Source organism: Pseudomonas fluorescens HK44 (genome assembly GCF_000217955.3).
Classification (GTDB): domain Bacteria; phylum Pseudomonadota; class Gammaproteobacteria; order Pseudomonadales; family Pseudomonadaceae; genus Aquipseudomonas; species Aquipseudomonas fluorescens_AQ.
Window position 1 is genome coordinate 174,179 of sequence record NZ_AFOY02000015.1, and the last position, 22,616, is coordinate 196,794.

12 protein-coding genes, 1 pseudogene and 2 riboswitches are annotated in these 22,616 nt (G+C 60.8%); of the genes and pseudogenes, 7 read left to right on the plus strand and 6 right to left on the minus strand.

What is annotated here, in order from left to right; all coding sequences use genetic code 11:
- Window positions 1-340: 340 nt before the first annotated feature.
- A complete protein-coding gene (locus tag HK44_RS13570) occupies window positions 341-1,621 on the plus strand; it encodes a serine/threonine transporter (protein WP_019690970.1) in 1,281 nt (426 codons plus the stop codon).
- Window positions 1,622-1,852: 231 nt separating this feature from the next.
- Window positions 1,853-3,511, plus strand: a complete 1,659-nt coding sequence (locus HK44_RS13575; protein ID WP_019690968.1) for a SulP family inorganic anion transporter — start codon at window positions 1,853-1,855, stop codon at window positions 3,509-3,511.
- Window positions 3,512-3,579: 68 nt separating this feature from the next.
- Here the strand turns inward: HK44_RS13575 and acnB are convergent.
- A pseudogene (gene acnB / locus HK44_RS13580) lies at window positions 3,580-6,177 on the minus strand (bifunctional aconitate hydratase 2/2-methylisocitrate dehydratase); the annotation flags it as partial.
- Window positions 6,178-6,585: 408 nt separating this feature from the next.
- Between acnB and HK44_RS13585 the strand changes: the two are divergent.
- Window positions 6,586-7,056: a DUF1289 domain-containing protein gene (locus HK44_RS13585; RefSeq protein WP_019690966.1), complete on the plus strand. Its 471-nt coding sequence runs from the start codon at window positions 6,586-6,588 to the stop codon at window positions 7,054-7,056.
- A 439-nt stretch (window positions 7,057-7,495) separates the two neighbouring features.
- Here the strand turns inward: HK44_RS13585 and metH are convergent, their stop codons facing one another.
- Entirely contained in the window at window positions 7,496-11,206 is a 3,711-nt protein-coding gene (gene metH, locus HK44_RS13590) for a methionine synthase (RefSeq protein WP_019690965.1), read from the minus strand.
- 155 nt (window positions 11,207-11,361) lie between these two features.
- Here metH and HK44_RS13595 point away from each other — a divergent pair, with 155 nt between their 5' ends.
- Together HK44_RS13595 and nfuA are read left to right on the plus strand one after the other, a co-directional pair.
- Window positions 11,362-13,653 carry a fatty acid cis/trans isomerase gene (locus HK44_RS13595; protein ID WP_019690964.1) on the plus strand — a complete coding sequence of 764 codons (2,292 nt, stop codon included), beginning with the start codon at window positions 11,362-11,364 and terminating at the stop codon, window positions 13,651-13,653.
- 111 nt (window positions 13,654-13,764) lie between these two features.
- Window positions 13,765-14,349, plus strand: coding sequence for a Fe-S biogenesis protein NfuA (nfuA, locus tag HK44_RS13600; RefSeq protein ID WP_007946504.1), 585 nt, complete (start codon window positions 13,765-13,767; stop codon window positions 14,347-14,349).
- A 168-nt stretch (window positions 14,350-14,517) separates the two neighbouring features.
- Here the strand turns inward: nfuA and cobM are convergent, their stop codons facing one another.
- From cobM to HK44_RS13620, 4 genes are all read right to left on the minus strand, one after another.
- Complete coding sequence (gene cobM, locus HK44_RS13605; RefSeq protein WP_019690963.1) at window positions 14,518-15,264, minus strand: precorrin-4 C(11)-methyltransferase; 747 nt, start codon at window positions 15,262-15,264, stop codon at window positions 14,518-14,520.
- Between the two features lie 81 nt (window positions 15,265-15,345).
- Window positions 15,346-15,759 carry a cobalamin biosynthesis protein gene (locus HK44_RS13610; protein ID WP_019690962.1) on the minus strand — a complete coding sequence of 138 codons (414 nt, stop codon included), beginning with the start codon at window positions 15,757-15,759 and terminating at the stop codon, window positions 15,346-15,348.
- Window positions 15,756-16,457, minus strand: a complete 702-nt coding sequence (locus HK44_RS13615; RefSeq protein ID WP_019690961.1) for a CbtA family protein — start codon at window positions 16,455-16,457, stop codon at window positions 15,756-15,758. The genes HK44_RS13610 and HK44_RS13615 overlap by 4 nt, the downstream gene beginning before the upstream one ends.
- Window positions 16,458-16,468: 11 nt before the next feature.
- On the minus strand, window positions 16,469-16,660 hold the full coding sequence (locus HK44_RS13620) for a CbtB domain-containing protein (protein ID WP_019690960.1): 192 nt from the start codon (window positions 16,658-16,660) through the stop codon (window positions 16,469-16,471).
- A gap of 123 nt (window positions 16,661-16,783) precedes the next feature.
- Window positions 16,784-17,009: riboswitch (cobalamin riboswitch) on the minus strand.
- Window positions 17,010-17,245: 236 nt separating this feature from the next.
- Window positions 17,246-17,457, plus strand: a riboswitch (cobalamin riboswitch).
- Between the two features lie 98 nt (window positions 17,458-17,555).
- Here HK44_RS13620 and cobW point away from each other — a divergent pair.
- Together cobW and cobN are read left to right on the plus strand one after the other, a co-directional pair.
- A complete protein-coding gene (gene cobW, locus HK44_RS13625) occupies window positions 17,556-18,623 on the plus strand; it encodes a cobalamin biosynthesis protein CobW (protein ID WP_019690959.1) in 1,068 nt (355 codons plus the stop codon).
- A gap of 3 nt (window positions 18,624-18,626) precedes the next feature.
- Window positions 18,627-22,514 carry a cobaltochelatase subunit CobN gene (gene cobN, locus HK44_RS13630; protein WP_019690958.1) on the plus strand — a complete coding sequence of 1,296 codons (3,888 nt, stop codon included), beginning with the start codon at window positions 18,627-18,629 and terminating at the stop codon, window positions 22,512-22,514.
- Window positions 22,515-22,616: the final 102 nt, after the last annotated feature.

Sequence of the window (22,616 nt, forward strand, 5' to 3'; positions counted from 1 at the left end):
TCGAATGTCGCGTCAGGTTGCTGACTCCGGATCGGTTTGGCAATCACCATAAGTCGTAGAACTCAGTGTAGGAGCTGACGAAAGTAATAGAAGCAGGATCAAAAAAATGTCTGAACGCAGGCTTTGTCTCGGGATCGCAATCGTTACGGTGAACGCGGTCAATCAATGACGGAGCCCATATTTTCATCTGATCCGCACAACCACTCCTCAGCTAAGTCTTTGCTTCTGCTCATTAATCCCGGAGAATCGCGCCCCTGTTTCGGCCAGGGCGCTGCCTGTCAGCTTTTTCTGACTCGTCCTGACCGAGTGGCAAATGACCGGAATGCGGAGATCCGACCGGATGAATGATCAGGCCAATAGCGTTGATGAACGCTATGAAGCGGCGGCACCAGCAAGCCTCAGCAACTGGAATCGCCATGACACCACCTGGATGCTGGGCCTGTTTGGCACGGCGATTGGTGCGGGTACCCTGTTTTTGCCGATCAACGCAGGTCTTGGCGGTTTCTGGCCGCTGTTGATCCTGGCGTTGCTGGCGTTTCCCATGACCTTTTACGCGCACCGTGGCCTGACCCGCTTCGTGCTATCCGGTCGTGCGGGGGCAGACATCACCGAAGTCGTCGAAGAGCATTTCGGGATCAAGGCCGGTGCCCTGATCACCTTGCTGTACTTCTTCGCGATCTTCCCGATCCTGCTGATCTACAGCGTTGCCCTGACCAACACCGTGGGCAGTTTCCTTGAGCACCAGTTGCACATCATGCCGCCTCCGCGGGCGGTTCTGTCGTTCGTGCTGATCCTCGGTCTACTGGCTGTGGTGCGCTGCGGCGAGCAGATGATCGTCAAGGCGATGAGCCTGATGGTGTACCCGTTCATCGTTGCGCTGCTGTTTCTGGCGGTGTTCCTGATTCCGCACTGGAACGGCGGCATTCTCGCCACCGCGAGCACCTTGCCCGAGCCTTCGGCGTTGCTGCACACGCTGTGGCTGGCGATTCCGGTGATGGTGTTCTCGTTTAACCACTCGCCGATCATCTCGGCCTTTGCAGTGGACCAAAAGCGTCGTTATAGCGTGCATGCCGAAGAACGCAGCTCGCAAATCCTCTCTCGCGCTCACGCCTTGATGGTGGTGATGGTGCTGTTCTTCGTCTTCAGTTGCGTGCTGACCCTGTCGCCAGCACAACTGGCCGAGGCCAAGGCACAGAACCTGTCGATCCTGTCGTACCTGGCCAACCACTTCAGCAACCCGACGATCGCGTTCGCCGCGCCGTTGATTGCGTTCGTGGCGATTTCCAAGTCGTTCCTGGGCCACTACATCGGCGCCAGCGAAGGCCTCAAGGGGCTGATCGTCAAGAGCGGTCGCCGTCCGGCACCGAAGACCCTGGACCGTATGACCGCAGCATTCATGCTGGTGGTCTGCTGGATCGTCGCCACGCTGAACCCGAGCATCCTGGGGATGATCGAAACCCTCGGTGGCCCGGTCATCGCCGCGATTCTGTTCCTGATGCCGATGTACGCGATCCGCAAGGTACCGGCCATGGCCCGTTATCGCGGCCAGGCCTCCAACGTCTTCGTGACGCTGGTGGGCCTGGTGGCGATTTCGGCGCTGATTTATTCGCTGACCGCCTGATTCAGTGAGGCAACGGCCGCTGCGCTTTATACGCGCAGCGGCCGTTTTTTTTGCCCGCTCGAAAAACCCGGCGCGACCCTCTGCGCGGGTTATCCGGGGCAAGCTGATCCAGCTCACGTACCATTGCGGATTTGAGGCTACGCTTGTGCCTGCAAGGCAGCGTGATCGATGTGCTGTTTTATGCCGTTGTCGATCTGGCCGGCTTGGAATTGATTGTCTGGAGACACCTGATTGCCGACTGATCCGCCGACTGTATCGCCCCAAACCACCACCGAGCGTCCCAACCGTTTGCAGGACCTGTTGGCCGGCTTATCGATTGCTGGTCTGCTGCTGCCCGAGGCTGTCGCGTATTCAAGTATTGCAGCCCTGGCGCCGCAGGCCGGGGTGATTGCCCTGTTCGCGGGGTTACTCTGCTATGGACTGTTTGGTACCAGCCGGTTTGCCATCGTTTCCGCAACCTCTTCGTCAGCCGCCGTGCTGGCGGCCGCCACTGCGACACTGGCCAATGGCGACCCGCAACTTCGTGCAAGCCTGGCCTTCGGGCTGGTCCTGGTGACCGGCGCATTTTTTCTACTGGCCGGGTTGTTCAAGCTTGGCAGTGTGACGTCGTTCATCGCCAAGCCGGTACTGCGCGGCTTTGCCTTTGGGCTGGCACTGACGATCATTCTTAAACAGCTCGCCAGTGTGGTCGGCGTGCACTTGCACAATGGCAATCCGATTCACTTTTTGCCGGAGTTGCTGGAGCAACTGCCTCAGTGGAACTGGGCCGGCGCCGGTGTGGCGGCGGTGGCGCTGGCCTTGTTGTGGGTGTTCGGGCGGTTTCGGCGCTTGCCGGGTGGCTTGCTGGTGGTGGTGATCGGCATCGCGGCGGGACAATGGCTGAATTTGCCGGCCTACGGGGTCAGGATGATCGGGGTTATCGACCTTGGCCTGGAGATTCCGAAGCTGCCGGTGCTGCCTTTTGCCGACTGGTTACGCCTCGGGGAACTGGGCTTTGCCATGGTGATGATCCTGTATGCGGAGTCCTACGGCTCGATCAGCTCGTTCGCCCTCAAGCACGGTGATCGGGTGTCCTCGAACCGGGATTTGCTGGCGCTGGGGGCGTCGAACCTGCTGTCCGGGTTGTTCCACGGGATGCCGGCAGGGGCGGGCTATTCCGCAACTTCCGCGAATGAGGCTGCCGGTGCGACGTCGCGATTTTCCGGGGGCGTGGCAGCGCTGGTAGTGCTGATCATTGTCCTGACGGTGCTGCCCTATATTGCCTTGACCCCTGAGCCGATACTGGCTGCGATCGTCATGCATGCGCTGGGCCGTGGCTTGAGCCTGCAACCGTTGGGGCGCTATTTCGTCTGGCGACGTGATCGTCTGCTGGTGATCTGTGCGGTGGCCGCGGTGTTGGTGTTGGGGGTGCTGGACGGTTTGCTGGTGGCGGTGGCGATCAGTGTGCTGTTGATGCTCAAGCAAATGTCAGCGGCGGATATTCAGGTTCTCGGGCACATCGGCACCGGGCACGACTTTGTCGACGTGCAACGTCACCCCTTGGCCAAGGCTGTGCCGGGTATGCTGATTGTCCGACCGGGTGAAGCGCTGTTTTTTGCTAACGCGGAGCGGATTCTCGGCGGTGCATTGCACTTGATTCGGCACTCTGAAACGCCGATTCACACGGTGATTCTCAGTCTGGAAGAGTCGCCTGACCTGGACGGCACCAGCATCGAGGCGTTGCAGGAGTTTTTCTTGCGGGTACGCAACGAAGGCAAGCGCCTGGTGCTGGCGCGTCTCAAGCTCGAGGCGCAAGCGGCACTTTCGGCGCTACCGGAAGTCAAGCGTTTGCAGGTCACTCTCTGTGACTTGAGCGTTGACGGTGCGGTGCAGGAGGCGCTTAAAGCGTAAGGGTAAAACCTTAGGGCATAAAAAAACGCCGCGCACCTTACGATGCGCGGCGTTTTTTGTGGCGAGGGAGCTTGAACGACCGGGATGTTGGCGTTCGCTGCAGCTTCACGGAACTCGGCGATCTGGTCGAAACTCAGGTAGCGATAGACATCGCTGGCCATGGTGTCGATTTCTTTCGCGTAGGCCATGTACTCCTCGACGGTCGGCAGGCGACCCAGGATCGAAGCCACCGACGCCAGCTCGGCCGAAGCCAGGTAGACGTTGGCGCCATCGCCCAGACGGTTCGGGAAGTTACGGGTCGAGGTCGAGACCACGGTGGAGTTCGGCTCAACGCGAGCCTGGTTACCCATGCACAGCGAGCAGCCCGGCATTTCCATGCGCGCGCCAGCTTTGCCGTAGATGCCGTAGTAGCCTTCTTCGGTCAGTTGGTGAGCGTCCATCTTGGTCGGCGGCGACAGCCACAGACGGGTTGGCAGCTGACCCTTGACCTGATCCAGCAGTTTACCGGCAGCGCGGAAGTGACCGATGTTGGTCATGCACGAACCGATGAACACTTCGTCGATCTTCTCGCCAGCAACGCTGGACAGCAGACGGGCGTCGTCCGGATCGTTCGGCGCGCAGAGCACAGGCTCTTTGATGTCGGCCAGGTCGATTTCGATGACTTCAGCGTATTCGGCGTCAGCATCGGCAACCATCAGCTCAGGGTTGGCGATCCAGGCTTCCATCGCTTGAGCACGACGTTCCAGGGTCCGCGCATCGCCGTAGCCTTCGCCGATCATCCAGCGCAGCAGGGTGATGTTGGAGCTCAGGTACTCGGTGATCGACTCTTTCGACAGCTTGATGGTGCAACCGGCAGCCGAACGTTCAGCCGAAGCGTCGGACAGCTCAAAGGCTTGTTCGATGCTCAGGTTGTCCAGGCCTTCGATTTCCAGGATGCGGCCGGAGAAGGCGTTCTTCTTGCCTTTCTTCTCTACGGTCAGCAGGCCAGCCTGGATCGCGTAGTAAGGAATGGCGTGAACCAGGTCACGCAGGGTGACGCCCGGTTGCATTTTGCCTTTGAAGCGCACCAGGATCGATTCCGGCATGTCCAGTGGCATCACGCCAGTGGCTGCGGCGAACGCGACCAGACCGGAACCGGCCGGGAACGAGATGCCCATCGGGAAACGGGTGTGCGAGTCACCACCGGTGCCGACGGTGTCCGGCAGCAGCATGCGGTTCAGCCAGCTGTGGATGATGCCGTCGCCCGGACGCAGGGAAACGCCGCCGCGGGTCATGATGAAGTCTGGCAGGGTGTGGTGAGTGGTGACGTCGATCGGCTTTGGATAGGCCGCGGTGTGGCAGAAGGACTGCATCACCAGATCGGTCGAGAAGCCCAGGCACGCCAGGTCTTTCAGTTCGTCACGGGTCATCGGGCCAGTGGTGTCCTGGGAACCGACGGTGGTCATTTTCGGTTCGCAGTAGGTACCTGGGCGAACGCCGGCTACGCCGCACGCCTTGCCGACCATTTTCTGCGCCAGGGTGAAACCCTTGGTGCTTTCAGCCGGAGCTTCCGGCTTCTTGAACAGGTCGGACGGTGGCAGACCCAGTTCGGCACGCGCCTTCTCGGTCAGGCCACGGCCGATGATCAGCGGGATACGACCGCCAGCACGGACTTCGTCGAGCAGGACCGGGGTCTTCATTTCGAAGGTGGTCAGGATTTCGTCGCTGTTGTGCTTGGTGACTTTACCGGCATGAGGGTACAGGTCGATCACGTCGCCCATGTTCATGTTGGTGACGTCGAATTCGATTGGCAATGCGCCGGCATCTTCCATGGTGTTGTAGAAGATCGGAGCGATTTTGCTGCCGAAGCAGAAACCGCCAGCGCGCTTGTTCGGCACGTAAGGAACGTCGTCGCCGAAGAACCACAGCACCGAGTTGGTTGCCGATTTACGCGAAGAGCCGGTACCCACTACGTCGCCGACGTAGGCGATCGGGAAACCTTCGCCGCGCATGGTTTCGATCTGTTTCATCGGACCGGTGACGCCTTGCTCGTCCGGTACGATGCCGTCACGGGCCATTTTCAGCATGGCCAGGGCGTGCAGCGGGATGTCTGGACGCGACCAGGCATCAGGCGCAGGGGACAGGTCGTCGGTGTTGGTTTCGCCGGTGACCTTGAATACGCGCAGGCTGATCTTGTCGGCCAGAACCGGGCGGTTCTTGAACCACTCGCCGTCAGCCCAGGATTGCAGTACGCCTTGAGCGTGAACGTTGCCGTTCTTGGCTTTTTCCGCGACGTCGTGGAAAGCATCGAACATCAGCAGGGTGTGCTTGAGTTGCGCGGCAGCGACTGCAGCCAGTTCGGCGGAGTCGAGCAGGTCAACCAGGGTCACGATGTTGTAGCCGCCTTGCATGGTGCCAAGCAGTTCAACCGCGCGCTTTTTGTCGATCAGAGGGGAAGTGGCTTCGCCTTTGGCCAACGCAGACAGGAAGCCGGCCTTTACATAGGCTGCTTCGTCCACGCCAGGCGGAACGCGATTGGTGATCAGGTCAACGAGGAAAGCTTCTTCGCCAGCAGGAGGATTCTTCAGCAGCTCAACCAGGCCTGCAGTTTGTTCGGCGTTTAGCGGCTGGGGAACGATACCCAGTGCTGCACGCTCTTCGATATGTTTGCGGTAGGCTTCAAGCACAGTTATTACCCTCATCAGTGGTCCCAAATGGGTGTCCGGGACGCTCATCCCGAAATTGCCGTACTCATGCGCTGCGTGGCGTTGTGGGCCGCTTAGCCAGAATTACCGACAATTCCTTACAGAAGCTGCTTTCAAAGTTTTACGCCTGCAGAACGGGGAGCTGATGAGGGTTGGCGTTGGGCTTTTCCCCGCTGGAAAAACCCTTCGCCAACACCGCTCTGAAGGAACGACTGTGCTCGTGACGCTTTGAAAACAGCTTCTAACGGACATTGGCGCCTTAAAAGGCTGGCTGATTCTACGGCAAAAAAAAATTAAAGGTAAGTTAGGCCCTGAACTTTGAGGGGTGATGAATGTTAGACAAAGGGCTAACATGCCGACCTGTTTTGCTTTTCGCGTTTTTGCCTACTTATGCCCAATCAAACCATCAAGACGCCCTGCGTCGGCCTCTGTTCCACTGTTTACGGTGATCTGGTGTGCCGCGGCTGCAAGCGTTTCCACCATGAAGTGATTCACTGGAACGGTTACAACGAGGAAGAAAAGCGCGCCGTCTGGCTGCGTCTTGAGCAGCTGTTGGTGCAAGTGATGGCCGGGAAAATCGAGATTTTCGATCCCTGGCGCCTGCGTGAGCAGCTGGAGCAGCGGAAGATCCGCTTTGTGCCGCATCAGTCGCAATATTGCTGGGCGTACCAGTTGATCGCCCGGGGGGCGCGGGTCATCAACAATCTGGAAGCCTACGGGATGGTGTTGCTGCCGGAGTTCCGCGACTGGAACCTGCCGGAGTTGCGTGATGCCATTGATCGGGAATTTTTCCTGCTGTCGGAAGCGCATTACCAGCGCTATATCGCGCCGGGTTTCCTGAAGGATGCGTTTGGCGGCTGATCAACTGTACACAGTTCAACTGTGGGAGCGAGCCTGCTCGCGATGGCGGCCGGACAGCCGACCGATCTCTTGCAGGTGTACATATCCATTGCTGCGGTAACGGCCGCTTAGGGTTTCGCCCTGACGGCGACTCACTTTTGCAGACGCCCAAAAGTAAGCAAAACGCTTCGCCCCAAGCGTACGGCACCTCGCCTAGGCTCGGCGTTCCTCGCTCCGGTGTCCATCAGGGGGCATCGCCTACGGTCTGCTTCGCGACGACCTCCTCTCGATGTGTCCGGCTGCGCCGTACGGCGCTGCGCGCCCACCCCCTGATGAACACCTCCACTCGGCCTCCCGAAGGGGCGGGTGGATCAAGATCAACGGCGGCAGGCGAGCTAACGCTCGGCCTGTTGAGTGGTGGGGGATTGCGTAGCTGCTGCAGGCTGCGATCTGTTGATCCTTAGTTGTCGTAACCGAGGTTCGGTGCTAGCCAGCGTTCACTCACGCTCAGCTCCTGGCCTTTGCGAGCGGTGTAGCTTTGCACTTGATCCTTGTCGATTTTGCCGACGGCAAAGTACTGCGCCTGTGGGTGGGCGAAGTACCAGCCGCTGACGGCAGCCGCTGGGAACATCGCGTAGTGTTCGGTGAGGAACACTCCACTGCGACCGGCGTGCATTTCGCTGGCCTCGGGATCCAGCAGCGCGAACAGCGTGCCTTTCTCGGTGTGGTCAGGGCAGGCCGGATAGCCCGGGGCAGGGCGGATGCCGGTGTATTGCTCCTTGATCAGCGCCTCGTTGTCGAGGGTCTCGTCCTTGGCATAACCCCAGTAGTTTTTACGAACCTGCTGGTGCAGCCATTCGGCACAGGCCTCGGCCAGACGGTCGGCCAGCGCCTTGACCATGATCGAGTTGTAGTCGTCGCCAGCATCCTGATAAGCCTTGGCGACTTCTTCGGCGCCGATCCCGGCGGTGGTGATGAAACCACCGACATAATCGGTAATGCCGCTGTCTTTCGGCGCGACGAAGTCGGCCAGGGAGAAGTTCGGCTTGCCGTCGGTCTTGATGATCTGCTGGCGCAGGTGATGCAAGCGGGCCAGCGGCTTGCCGTCGTCGCCATAGACTTCCAGGTCATCGTCGTGCACCTGATTGGCCGGCCAGAAGCCAAACACCGCACGGGCGCTGATGAGCTTCTCGTCGATCAGTTTGGCGAGCATTTCCTGAGCGTCGGCGTACAGCGCGGTGGCGGCTTCGCCGACCACTTCGTCCTGGAGGATGCGCGGGAATTTACCGGCCAGATCCCAGGAAATGAAGAACGGCGTCCAGTCGATGTACTCGGCCAGCACCTTCAAATCAATGTTGTCCAGCACCTTGGCGCCAGTGAAAGTCGGTTTGACCGGTTCGTAAGAACTCCAGTCGAACTGCGGCTTCTTGGCGATCGCCGCCGGGTAGCTCAAGCGCTCGGTGCGGGCGCTGCGGTTAGCCGTACGCTCGCGGACTTCGATGTATTCCTCGCGGGTTCTCTCGACGAAACCGGCCTTCAGTTCCTTGGACAGCAACTGCGTCGCCACGCCGACAGCGCGTGAAGCGTCGGTGACGTAGACCACCGCATCGTTGCTGTACTTGGGTTCGATCTTCACCGCCGTGTGCGCCTTGGAGGTGGTCGCGCCACCGATCATCAGCGGCAGATGGAAATCCTGACGCTGCATCTCGCGGGCCACGTGGACCATCTCGTCCAGCGAAGGCGTGATCAAGCCGGACAGGCCGATGATGTCGCACTTCTGCTCTTTGGCCACTTGCAGGATTTTCTCGGCCGGGACCATCACGCCGAGGTCGACGATGTCGTAGCCGTTACAGCCGAGTACCACGCCGACGATGTTCTTGCCGATGTCGTGCACGTCGCCCTTGACCGTGGCCATCAGGATCTTGCCCTTGGCTTGCGGCTTGTCGCCTTTTTCCAGTTCGATGAACGGGATCAGGTGCGCCACCGCCTGCTTCATCACGCGGGCGGATTTCACCACCTGCGGCAGGAACATCTTGCCGGCGCCAAACAGGTCGCCAACGATGTTCATGCCGGACATCAGCGGGCCTTCGATGACCTCGATCGGCCGGGCAAAGGACTGCCGGGATTCTTCGGTGTCTTCCACAATGTGCGTGGTGATGCCTTTGACCAGCGCGTGCTCCAGACGCTTGTTGACGTCCCAGCTGCGCCATTCTTCGGTCTCGGCTTCCTTGACGCTGCCATCGCCCTTGTACTTGTCGGCAATCGCCAGCAGGGCGTCGGTGCCGTCCGGGGTGCGGTTGAGGATCACGTCCTCGACGGCATCGCGCAGTTCAGCCGGGATCTGGTCGTAGATCTCCAGTTGACCGGCGTTGACGATACCCATGGTCAGGCCGTTGCGGATCGCATACAGCAGGAACACCGAGTGGATCGCTTCACGCACCGGGTTGTTGCCACGGAACGAGAACGACACGTTGGACACGCCACCCGAGGTCAGCGCATACGGCAGTTCGTCACGGATATAGGCGCAGGCGTTGATGAAGTCGACCGCGTAGTTGTTGTGCTCTTCGATACCGGTGGCGACGGCAAAGATGTTCGGGTCGAAGATGATGTCTTCCGGCGGGAAGTCGACTTCGTTGACCAGAATGTCGTAGGAGCGCTTGCAGATTTCCTTCTTGCGCGCTTCGGTGTCGGCCTGGCCGGCTTCGTCGAAGGCCATCACCACCACGGCAGCGCCGTAGCGCTTGCACAGTTTGGCGTGGTGAATGAACTGCTCGACGCCTTCCTTCATGCTGATGGAGTTGACGATGCCCTTGCCCTGGATGCACTTGAGGCCGGCTTCGATCACTTCCCATTTCGACGAGTCGATCATGATCGGCACGCGGGAGATGTCCGGCTCGCCAGCGATCAGATTGAGGAAGGTCACCATGGCCTTCTTCGAATCGAGCATGCCCTCGTCCATGTTGATGTCGATCACCTGTGCACCGGCTTCGACCTGTTGCAGGGCGACTTCCAGCGCTTCGGTGTAGTTGTCTTCACGGATCAGCCGGGCGAACTTGGCGGAACCGGTGATGTTGGTCCGCTCGCCGACGTTGACGAACAACGAGCTGCGATCAATGGTGAACGGCTCCAGGCCCGACAGGCGGCAGGCCTTGGGGATGTCCGGAATCGGTCGTGGCGCATAGCCGGCGACCGCTTTGGCGATGGCCTCGATGTGCCCCGGCGTGGTGCCGCAGCAACCGCCGACGATGTTCAGGAAACCGCTTTGGGCGAATTCTTCGATAACCTTGGCGGTTTCCACCGGCAGTTCATCGTATTCACCGAATTCATTCGGCAGGCCAGCGTTCGGGTGCGCCGACACGTAGGTGCTGGCCTTGTTCGACAGTTCTTCCAGGTACGGACGCAGCTCGCGGGCGCCAAGGGCGCAGTTCAGGCCGACGGAAATCGGCTTGGCGTGGGCAATGGAGTTCCAGAACGCTTCGGTGGTCTGGCCGGACAGGGTGCGGCCGGAGGCATCGGTGATGGTCCCGGATATCATGATCGGCAGTTCGAAACCGACTTCTTCGAACACGCCCTGCACGGCGAAGATCGCGGCTTTGGCGTTCAGGGTGTCGAAAATGGTTTCGATCAGGATCAGGTCGGCGCCGCCTTCGATCAGGCCTTTGGTGGCCTCGGTGTAGTTCTCCACCAGTTCATCGAAGGTCACGTTGCGGTAGCCGGGGTTGTTCACGTCCGGCGACAGCGAGCAGGTGCGGCTGGTCGGGCCCAGGACACCGGCGACAAAACGTGGTTTGTCCGGGGTTTCGAGGGTCTTGGCGTCTGCCACCTTGCGTGCCAGGCGTGCGCCTTCTACGTTTAACTCGTACGCCAGGCCCTGCATGCCGTAGTCGGCCTGGGACACCTGGGTGGCGTTGAAGGTGTTGGTTTCCAGAATGTCGGCGCCGGCATCCAGGTATTGCTTCTCGATCGCCCCGATCACGTCCGGGCGGCTCAGTACCAGCAAGTCGTTGTTACCCTTGACGTCGCTTGGCCAATCGGCAAAGCGTTTGCCACGGTAGTCCTGCTCCTCGAGCTTGAAGCTCTGGATCATTGTGCCCATGCCACCATCGAGAATCAGGATGCGCTCTTTGAGGGCTTGCTTGAGGACGTGTAGGCGAGCACTGCGATCGGACATTAGGACTACCTGGTAAGGCCATTACGAAGGGTCGGAATAATAGCAAACCTGTGTGCTTTTAGAGCATGAGCTGCTTTTGCATGAATATCGCTCATGTTGATGGTCGGGCCAGGACGGTAGAATCGCGACGTTTTTTCATGATCGGGACCAGGGATATGTCGTATCGCGTTTTCATCAGCCTCTTTGTGCTGCTTGTCAGCAGTGCCGCCACAGCACAAGGCACGGCGCCAGCGATCTCCTATACCCGCGACATTCAGCCGATCTTCACTGAAAAATGCGTGGCTTGCCATGCCTGCTATGACGCCGCCTGTCAGCTCAATCTGGGCAGTGGCGAAGGTGCGGCGCGTGGAGCCACCAAGAGTCTGGTCTATGATGGCCAGCGCAGCCAGGCGGCTCAACCGACCCGGCTGTTTTATGATGCGTTTGGCAAGTCGGCCTGGCAGTCCAAGGGCTTTAGTTCGGTACTCGATGCTCAGGGCAGTCAGGCGGCGCTGATGGCGCGCATGCTCGAGCTCGGCCACCGGACGCCGCTGCAACCCAACGCCAGATTGCCGGAAGAGATTGTGCTCGGGCTCAATCGCGAGACCATGTGCCCGATGCCAGGGGAGTTCGAGGCCTATGCCAGCGCCCATCCGAAAGAGGGCATGCCGCTGGCGGTGACCGGGCTGACCGATCAGCAGTACCAGACGCTGCAACGCTGGCTGGCCTCCGGTGCGCCAATCGACCAGCAGGGTCTGGTCCCCAGCGCCAGGGAAGGCTTGCAGGTCGTGCAGTGGGAAAACCTGCTGAACGCGCCGGGCGCCCGTGAAAGTCTGGTGGCACGCTGGTTGTTCGAGCACTGGTTTCTGGCTCATGTCCACTTCAAGGACGGCGAGCCGGGGCACTTCTTCCAGTGGGTGCGTTCACGCACGCCAACGGGCCAGCCGATCGACCTGATCAACAGCCGTCGCCCGAACGATGATCCGGGCACCCAGGTGTATTACCGCTTGTGGCCGGTGCAAGGGGTGATCGTGCACAAGACACACATCACCTATGCGCTGAGCCCGGCGAAAATGGCCCGGGTCAAAACCCTGTTCTACAACGGCAACTGGCAGGTCCACGCCTTGCCCGGTTATGGCCCGGAACGTCGGGCCAATCCGTTCGAGACCTTCCAGGCGATTCCGGCCCAGGCGCGGTATCAGTTCATGCTCGATAACGCCGAATACTTCGTGCGCACCTTTATCCGCGGCCCGGTCTGTCGCGGGCAGATTGCCACCGACGTGATTCGCGACAACTTCTGGGCGTTCTTCCAGGCGCCGGAACATGACCTGTACATCACCGATCCGAGTTATCGCGGCAAGGCCACGCCGTTGCTGGCCATGCCCGGCCAGAATGACGATGTCGGCAGCGTGTTGAGCCTGTGGCACGCCTACCGCGACAAGCGTAACGAGTACGAAGCCTTGCGCCGTGACACCTACGCCAAAGCACACGCGCCGAGTTGGTCGACCTTGTGGGCCGGTAACGACAACGCCTTGCTGAGCATCTTCCGGCATTTTGACAGTGCCTCGGTGAACAAGGGCCTGATCGGTGAAGTGCCGCAGACCATGTGGCTGTTCGACTTCCCGTTGCTGGAGCGCACCTATTATCAGCTGGCGGTCAACTTCGACGTCTTCGGCAACGTTTCCCACCAGGCGCAGACCCGGCTGTATTTCGACTTGATCCGTAACGGCGCCGAGCAGAACTTCCTGCGCCTGATGCCGGCCGATTCACGCGACGGGTATCTGGACGACTGGTATCAGAGCAGCGGCAAATTCAAGATGTGGCTGGATTACGAAAGCATCGACAACGACAAACCGACCGCGCTGAAACTCGACGAGACGGACCCCAAGCGCGACTTCGTCCAGCAATTGCTGATCCGTTACGGTGACCTGAACGCCAGGCCTGATCCGATCAATCGTTGCGACGGTGCTTATTGCTCACGGCCCAACATTGATCCGGCCTTGCAGAATGCCGAGCAGGCGTTGAGTCGTCTGACCGCACGCCCGGCGGCCGGGCTCAAGGTGATCGATCAGTTGCCGGAAGCGACGATGCTGCGCATCGAAAGTCGCAGCGGCCATCGCGAGGTGTACAGCCTGCTGCGCAACCGTGCCCACAGCAACGTGGCGTTCCTGCTCGGCGAGGCGTTGCGCTATCAGCCGGGGCTGGACACCTTGACCATTTATCCCGGCGTGCTGAGCAGCTACCCGAACTTCATATTCAACATTCCCGCTGAACAAGTGCCGGCGTTTGTCGCTGAGATGGAGAATGCCAAGGATGCCCAGGGCTTCGAGAAAATCGTCGAACACTGGGGCATTCGTCGCAGCCATCCGCAGTTCTGGCAGTATTTCCACGATTTAAGCCGGTATATCCACGAGACCGATCCGGTGGAAGAGGGTGTACTGGACATGAATCGCTATGAAAACCTGTGATCGAGCTGCCGTTCGCCCTGGCGGCGACCGGATCTTTCCCGACAAAAATACTGGGACTTTGTCCGGCGCGATGATTGGCGTAAACTGCGCGCAAGCCTGCGAGGAACTTCCATGACCGCCATTACCATTACCGACGCCGCCCACGATTATCTGGCTGATCTGCTCTCCAAGCAGAACACCCCGGGAATCGGCATTCGGGTCTTTATCACCCAGCCTGGCACTCAATACGCCGAAACCTGCATTGCCTATTGCAAGCCGGGCGAAGAAAAACCTGAAGACACGGCGCTGGGGCTCAAAAGCTTCACCGCTTACATCGACTCGTTCAGCGAAGCATTCCTGGACGATGCGGTGGTCGACTACGCCACTGACCGCATGGGCGGCCAACTGACCATCAAGGCGCCAAACGCCAAAGTACCGATGGTCAACGCCGACAGCCCGGTCAACGAGCGCATCAACTACTACCTGCAAACCGAAATCAACCCGGGGCTGGCCAGCCACGGCGGTCAGGTCAGCCTGATCGATGTGGTTGAAGACGGCATCGCCGTGCTGAAGTTCGGTGGTGGCTGCCAGGGCTGCGGCCAGGCTGACGTGACCTTGAAGGAAGGCATCGAGCGCACGCTGCTTGAGCGTATTCCCGAGCTCAAAGGTGTGCGTGACGTGACTGACCACACGCAGAAAGAAAACGCCTACTACTAAGGTGTTCGCTGCGACATGAAAAAACGGCGCTGTGGCGAGGGAGCTTGCTCCCGCTCGATTGCGAAGCAATCGCAAGCCAGTCGATGCATTTACCCGTAATGAATGCGTTGGCTGATTTTGGGACCGCTTTGCGGTCCAGCGGGAGCAAGCTCCCTCGCCACATGTGCTTCAGGGGCGGTAAAGATGTGCATGCCCTGCACGGTACAGCGACGATTCGCTGAAAGTGTCACTGCCCAACACCCGACCCACCAGAATCAGCGCCGTACGCCGAAATCCCTTGGCCTGAACCTTTTCGGCGATGTCTGCCAGCGTTCCCAGTACCCAATCCTGATCCGGCCAACTGGCCCGATGCACCACCGCAATCGGACAATCCGCGCCGTAATGCGGCAGCAGTTCGGCGACGATTTTCTCCAGGTGATTGACCCCCAGATGAATCGCCATGGTCGCGCCATGCCGGGCCAGGCTGCTGAATTCTTCGCCCGGCGGCATCGCGGTCTTGTCGGCGTAGCGGGTCAGGATGACGCTTTGCGAGATGTCCGGCAGCGTCAGTTCGGCGCCCAACAACGCTGCGCAAGCGGCCGTGGCGGTGACGCCGGGGATGATTTCAAACGGGATATTCAGCTCGCGCAAGTGACGGATCTGCTCGCCGATCGCCCCATACAGGCTCGGATCGCCGGAATGCACGCGCGCCACATCCTGGCCTTTGTCGTGGGCGATCCTGATCAGTTCGATGATCTGTTCCAGGTGCAATTCGGCGCTGTTGACCACCTGCTGCGCCTGATGGCCTTGCAGTACGGCTTCAGGCACCAGCGAGCCGGCATAGATGATCACCGGGCAGCAGCGAATCAGTCGCTGGCCCTTGACCGTGATCAGTTCCGGGTCGCCGGGACCTGCGCCAATGAAGTAGACGGTCATGGCCGGCTCCTGTGAAAAATTGTCAAAGCAAGGCTTCAGATGAAGATTGCTCATGATCGAAGGCGGGGATTATCGAGGATTTTACGCGGCACCGGCCAACGCAAACGTCGCCTGGGCATATTTTTGTCGCGGGATCAGCAATTTTGCCGGTGCCTGCGCCAGTTGTTCGGCGAGGGCCAGTGCAGCGCTTTCCGCTATGCCATAGCAACCAGTGCGCTCAAAGGCAATTTGCGAGCGATGGCTGAGTTGCGGTTGATAGCCGGCCAATTGTTCGCTGCTGAAGTACAGCAATGGCAGCGCCAGTTGTGCGGCCAACTCGATCAGGCCAGGTTCATCACGTTTGAGGTCGATACTGGCCAGGGCCTTGATCGCCTGTAATTCGATGTGATGAGCCTGCAACGCCTGATCGAGCAACGCGCGCAGCGTGCTGGCCGGGCAGCCGCGCTGGCAGCCCAGGCCGACCACCAGGGTCGGCGCCGCGCCCGTTTCACTCATGCCTGGTATTGATCATCGCTTTTGCGGCGGAACAACCAGGCGCTGATCAGGCCCATGGCCAGCCAGAACGCGGCGTTGGTCAGCTGCGAGGCGATCTTGAATTGCGCTTCGAGGGCTTCGGGGGCCAGCATCGAATGCACTTCAGGCTGCGGCGCGCCGATGATGTGCGGCACGGCCAGAATGGCGGCACCGAGCACTTTCAGCAGCCAATGCCGGGCGAACACGATCAGCGCGATACCGACAGCGGTGGACGCTGCCGTGCTGATCCACCAGATCTGCCGTTGTGCCAGGTCTGCGGCAGCAGTCCCCGGCAATTCCGGCGGCAAGCCCAGGGTCGGTGCGAGGACGAAGGTCGCGTAACCGGCCAGTCCCCAGAGCAGACCTTGAGAGGTGCGAGTCGGGGCGCGCAGGGTGTAGAGACCGGCGAGCATCAGCGCAAAACCGACAGCAACCACCAGATTGCCGCCAGTGGTCGACAGCACGCGCTGCCAGCCGTCTTCCGGTTCCCAAGCTTCTGCATCGTGGGTGTGGCCAGCCATGGCGCCTTCGGCATGTTCATGGACTTCAGCCGCCGGGGCTTTTTCGTAGGTCTCAGCCTGAAGAATCAGCGGTGCGACCCAGAAGCTTTGCAGCAGGGTCAGCAGCAGGGCGGCCAGCAAGCCGGTGAAACCTGCGGTTTGCGCAATACGCTTGATCATCTCGGCAGGTCTCAGTGGCACGGGAAGGCGGAACTGTGACGGGTATCGTGGGCGGCGTTGTGCACCGCGTCGATATGCGAGAAACCGGCAAAATACACAAGGCATGCGCCCAGGATCGATGCGCCGATAGCGGCCACGAGGCGTTGGCTCAGGGTGGAGGTGGTGGTGGCGGTAGTGTGGCGAGTGCTGCTGATGATCGACATGGCGCTTCCCTCTGGTCAGTCAGTGGGTGAATCGAGCGCATGAAACCCCCCGCGAGCCAGGCACGCAGAGGCTAAAACAGCGCCCGCCCACCGCGGGTTTGTTATTCGTTGCCCTGTGTAGCAAGGCACTATGTGTTGCGGGCCGGTCTCCGGGCTCACGAGGGGCTGGCATTCGCCGAACCTGCAAGAATCGCCTTCCCATGCCGAACTTCTGGCACAGTGGATCTGATTCTTCGCTCGCTTACCGTTGCGGGGGCAGCACCGGACTGACATGGCTTTTGAGTAAAGCACATGATTCACCGGTTTCCCGTTTCACCCTGTGAAGGGCACCCGTAACAAGGCGTGTAGGAGAGCATGGGCGAGGGCGGGGCGTCAATTGGCAAGTGTTCTCAGTTGAGGTCTACGCAGAACGCTGTGGCGAGGGAGCTTGCTCCCGCTCGGCGGCGCAGCCGTCGTAAATCGTGTGCACGCGGTGTACTTGAGGGAATGAGGGGGCCGCTTCGCGACCCAGCGGGAGCAAGCTCCCTCGCCACAATAGGATCATCGCAATCCCCCTGCGATCATTGACCCGCTCCGATGCGATGCGTAGCCTTGCGCTTTCGAGGTTCTTCGGCGCGTGCGCCGAAGCTAAGAAGGGAACGCGGTCGATGCCGCGGCTGCCCCCGCAACTGTGAACGGTTTCGTTTCTGCCATACCACTGCGCTTTTTTGTTTTCAGGCGCGGGAAGGTGCAGGAACCGCCAGTCGAAAGACCGGCCCACCGTCAGCCAGGAGACCTGCCTCGATACAGATTCTCACTACAACCGGGCGGGGTGATCCGGTGGCGAACTCTTCCGCGCGCTCAAGCGCCGCCGGTTGTCGTCCCGTATGCCCGCCACCTTGCCAAAGGGCATCCGATGAAAACACTGGCCAAACTTCCCGTCACCATCGTTACCGGTTTCCTCGGTTCGGGCAAAACCACCTTGCTGCGACACATGCTCGATAACGCCCAGGGCCGGCGCATCGCGGTGATCGTCAACGAGTTTGGCGAGTTGGGTATCGACGGCGAAATCCTCAAGCAATGCTCCATCGGCTGTACCATCGAGGAAGCCAACGGCCGCGTGTATGAGCTGGCCAACGGCTGCCTGTGCTGCACCGTTCAGGAAGAGTTCTTCCCGGTGATGCGCGAACTGGTTGCCCGTCGCGGTGACCTGGATCACATCCTCATCGAAACCTCCGGCCTGGCCCTGCCAAAACCGCTGGTTCAAGCCTTCCAGTGGCCGGAAATCCGCAGCGCCTGCACCGTGGACGCAGTGATCACTGTGGTCGACAGCCCGGCCGTGGCCGCCGGCACCTTCGCCGCATTCCCGGATCAGGTCGACGCCCAGCGCAAACTCGACCCGAACCTGGACCACGAATCGCCGCTGCACGAGCTGTTCGCCGACCAATTGGCCAGCGCCGACCTGGTGATCCTCAACAAGGCCGACCTGATCAGCCCTGCGGATCTGGCCAAAGTGCGCCTGGAAGTCGCCGAAGAACTGCCGCCAGCGGTGAAAATCATTGAAGCCAGCAGCGGTCGCTTGCCGCTGGACGTGTTGATCGGCCTGGGTGCCGGCTCCGAAGAACACATCGACAGCCGTCACAGCCACCACGACCATCACCACGATGGCGACGACCACGATGATCATGATCACGACGCCTTCGATTCGATTTCCATCGAACTGCCGCAAGCCGATGAAAGCCTGTTGCTCGATGCCCTGACTCAATTGGTGGTCCAGCACGGCATCCTGCGGGTCAAGGGTTTCGCCGCGATCCCGAACAAGCCGATGCGCTTGCTGATCCAGGGCGTGGGCACGCGTTTCGACAAACACTTCGACCGCCAATGGGCCGCAGACGAAGCGCGCAGCACCCGTCTGGTGCTGATCGGCCAGCAACTGGACGCCGCCTTGCTCGAAGCGCAATTGCGCGCCGCGCTCAGCGTTTAACCCATGCACCTGCTCAGGACCCAGCCCGGCGGTTTCGTCTCGGATGACAACATTGCCGACCTTGGCCAAACCCCCGCCGAGCTGGTGATTCTGTGCAGCGGCGACTCCAGCCTGGCGCTGCTCGCCGAAGCGGCGCAGCAGTTGCCCGAGGACTATCCGAGCCTGCGCCTGGCCAACCCGATGCAGGTGCAGAATCACGCCTCGGTCGACTTGTACGTCGACGAAGTGCTGCGCCACGCCAAGGTGATTCTGATCTCGCTGCACGGCGGGATCGCCTATTGGCGCTACGGCATCGAACGCCTGGTGGAGCTGTCGCAACGCGGTGTGCAACTGATTCTGGTGCCGGGCGATGACCGTCCCGATCCGGAACTCAGCGACCTCAGCACCGTGCCTGTCGAAGACCGCGAGCGGCTTTGGCACTTTTTGCGTCAGGGTGGCATGGGCAATGCGCTGGATTTGTATCGCTGCCTGGCCAGTCGTTGGCTGGGCCGCGATTACAACTGGTCCGAACCGCACACCTTGCCGCGTACCGCGATTTACCACCCACACAAAAGCAACGCAACGCTGGGCGATTGGCAAGCCGACTGGCAGGTTGATCAGCCGGTGGCGGCGGTGCTGTTTTACCGTTCGCACTTGCAGGCGGCGAATACCGCTTTCATCGATGTTTTTTGCCAACGCTTGCAGGCCGCGGGACTGAATCCGCTGCCGATAGCGCTGGCCAGTTTGAAAGAGCCCGGCTGCCTGACGGTGGTCGAAGATTGGCTGGATGAAGTGCAGGCCTCGGTGATTCTGAACACCACCGGGTTTGCTCAATCGAGCCCAGAAGCCCCGCACCTACGGCCCTTCCGGCGCAATATCCCGGTGATCCAGGCGATCTGCGCCCAGGACAACGAACCCGGTTGGCGCGCCAGCGAGCAAGGGCTCGGCCCGCGGGATCTGGCGATGCACATCGCTTTGCCAGAGCTCGATGGGCGGATCATCAGCCGACCGATCAGCTTCAAGGACCTGGCCTGGCGCAGTGAACGCAGTCAGTCCGACGTGGTCTGCTATCGACCGCAACCCGAACGCATGGACTTTGTCGCCGAACTGGCGCGACGCTGGGTCGAGCTGGCGCGGGTGCCCCATGCTGAAAAACGCATTGCGCTGATCCTTGCCAACTACCCGACCCGCGACGGGCGGATTGGCAACGGCGTTGGCCTCGACACACCGGCCGCGGCGCTGAATATCCTGCGGGCGCTGCACGCCGAAGGTTATCCATTGCCCGCCGATTTGCCGGAAAGCGGCACCGCACTGATTCAGCAATTGCTCGGTGGGGTCAGCAATGACCTGGAGAACATCGACCTGCGTCCGTGCCAGCAAAGCCTGGCACTGGACGACTATTATTCGATGTTCAACGCCTTGCCCGAAGCCAACCGTGCAGCGGTGCTGGAGCGTTGGGGATCGCCTGAAAACGACCCGATGTTCCGCAACGGACGAATGATGGTCGCGGGGCTCAGGTTTGGCCTGACCTTTGTCGGTATTCAGCCGGCGCGCGGTTATCAGGTCGATCCGAGCGCGGTCTATCACGACCCGGACCTGGTGCCGCCTCATGGTTACCTGGCGTTCTATTTCTGGTTGCGTCAGGCATACGGCGCCCATGCGGTGATTCACGTCGGCAAGCACGGCAACCTCGAATGGTTGCCGGGCAAGGGCGTTGGTCTGTCCGAAAGCTGCTGGCCGGACGCGTTGCTCGGGCCGCTGCCGAACATCTATCCGTTTATCGTCAACGATCCGGGCGAGGGTGCGCAGGCCAAACGTCGGACGCAGGCGGTGATCATCGATCACCTGATGCCGCCGCTGACCCGCGCCGAAACCTACGGTCCGTTGCGCAATCTGGAACTGTTGGCCGACGAGTATTACGAGGCGCAGTTGCTCGACCCGCGCCGTGCACGTGAGTTGCAGCGCGACATCCTCAATCTGGTGCGTGAAACCCACATCGACCGTGAATTGCAGCTGGACGAGAAGCTCGACAGCGACGCCGATGCCGCGATCTGGTTGCCGCGTCTGGACACCTATTTGTGCGACCTCAAAGAGTCGCAGATTCGCGACGGCCTGCATGTGTTCGGCGAATCGCCACGCGGGCGTCTGCGGATCGACACCTTGTTGGCGTTGCTGCGGATTCCGCGCGGTGACGGCCGTGGCGCGCAATCGAGTCTGTTGCGGGCCTTGGCCAAGGCGTTCGCGCTGGGCTTCGATCCACTGGATTGTTCTTTGGCGGACCCGTGGGTCGGGCCAAGACCGGCGGAGCTGCAATCGCTTAGCGATGAGGCCTGGCGTACGGCGGGCGATACCCGTGAACGTCTGGAATTGTTCGCCACTCAACTGATCTCGCAGACTGTGAATACCGAGGTCGAGCTACTGACCCCGTCTCAAGCCAAACCCGGTCCCTGTGGGAGCGAGCCTGCTCGCGAAGCGGTTGATCATTCAACATTGATGTCGATTGACCCAGCGCTTTCGCGAGCAGGCTCGCTCCCTCAGGAGGCAGGTTGGTCTGACGTGAAAGCAATCATCGACAACCTGTGTGAAGTGGTTGCTCCAAGACTGGACGCCTGCGGTCCGGCAGAAATGCGCGGTCTGCTGGATGCACTCAGCGGTCGCTTTGTTCCGGCAGGGCCGAGTGGCGCACCGAGTCGCGGACGCCTTGATGTGCTGCCCACCGGGCGCAATTTCTACTCGGTGGACGTGCGCAACCTGCCGACCACCACCGCCTGGCGCATTGGTTTCCAGTCGGCGAACCTGATTCTTGAGCGGCACCTGCAGGACCACGGCGATCATTTGCGCCAGTTGGGTTTGTCGGTCTGGGGCACGGCGACCATGCGCACCGGCGGTGACGATATTGCCCAGGCCATGGCGCTGATGGGCGTGCGTCCGGTCTGGGCGACAGGCAGTCAGCGGGTCGACGACTTCGAGATTCTGCCGCTGAGCCTGCTCGACCGGCCACGAGTGGACGTGACGTTGCGCGTCTCGGGGTTCTTCCGCGATGCCTTCGCCAACCTGATTCGGTTGTTCGATGCCGCCGTGCAAGCGGTTGCTGCGCTGGACGAGCCCGACGACATGAACCCGTTGGCGGCCAAGGTCCGCGGCGAACGCGAAGCGCTGATCCAGTCCGGTCTGGACGAAGACGCCGCCGCACGCCAGGCCGGCTGGCGGATTTTCGGCGCCAAGCCCGGTGCCTATGGCGCGGGTGTGCAGGGCGCTATCGATGGTCGTTTGTGGCAGAGCCGCGAGGATCTGGCCGAGGTTTACCTGAACTGGGGCGGCTACGCCTACGGCGGTTCCGATGAGGGTACGGCGGCTCGCGAACAGTTCGCCCAGCGCTTGAGCCAGGTCCAGGCGGTGCTGCAAAACCAGGACAATCGCGAGCACGACTTGCTCGACTCCAACGATTATTACCAGTTCCAGGGCGGCATGCTCGCGGCCGTCGAAAGCCTCAGTGGCGAAGCGGCGGCGAGCTACCATGGCGACCACAGCCAGCCGGACTTGCCGAAGATCCGCACCCTCAAGGAAGAGCTGAACCGGGTGATCCGCTCCCGGGCGGCCAACCCGAAGTGGATCGACGGGGTCAAGCGGCACGGCTATAAGGGCGCTTTTGAACTGGCGGCCACCGTCGATAACCTGTTCGCCTTCGACGCCACTACGCAATTGATCGACGATCATCAGTATGCCTTGCTGGCCGACGCCTATTTGCTTGACCCGTCGACCCGCGAGTTCGTCCAGCAGCATAATCCGCACGCCTTGCGCGACATGACCGAACGCCTGCTCGAAGCCCAGCAACGCGGGATGTGGCAGGAGCCGGGCGAGTACCGCGAGGCGCTGGAGAATTTGCTGCTGGATATAGAAGAAGACAGTTGACCGGATACCTGCCTACACCTGTGGCGAGGGAGCTTGCTCCCGCTGGGCTGCGCAGCGGCCCTAAAACCTGCAATTGCATTCTGTCAGGGATACCGCATTGGT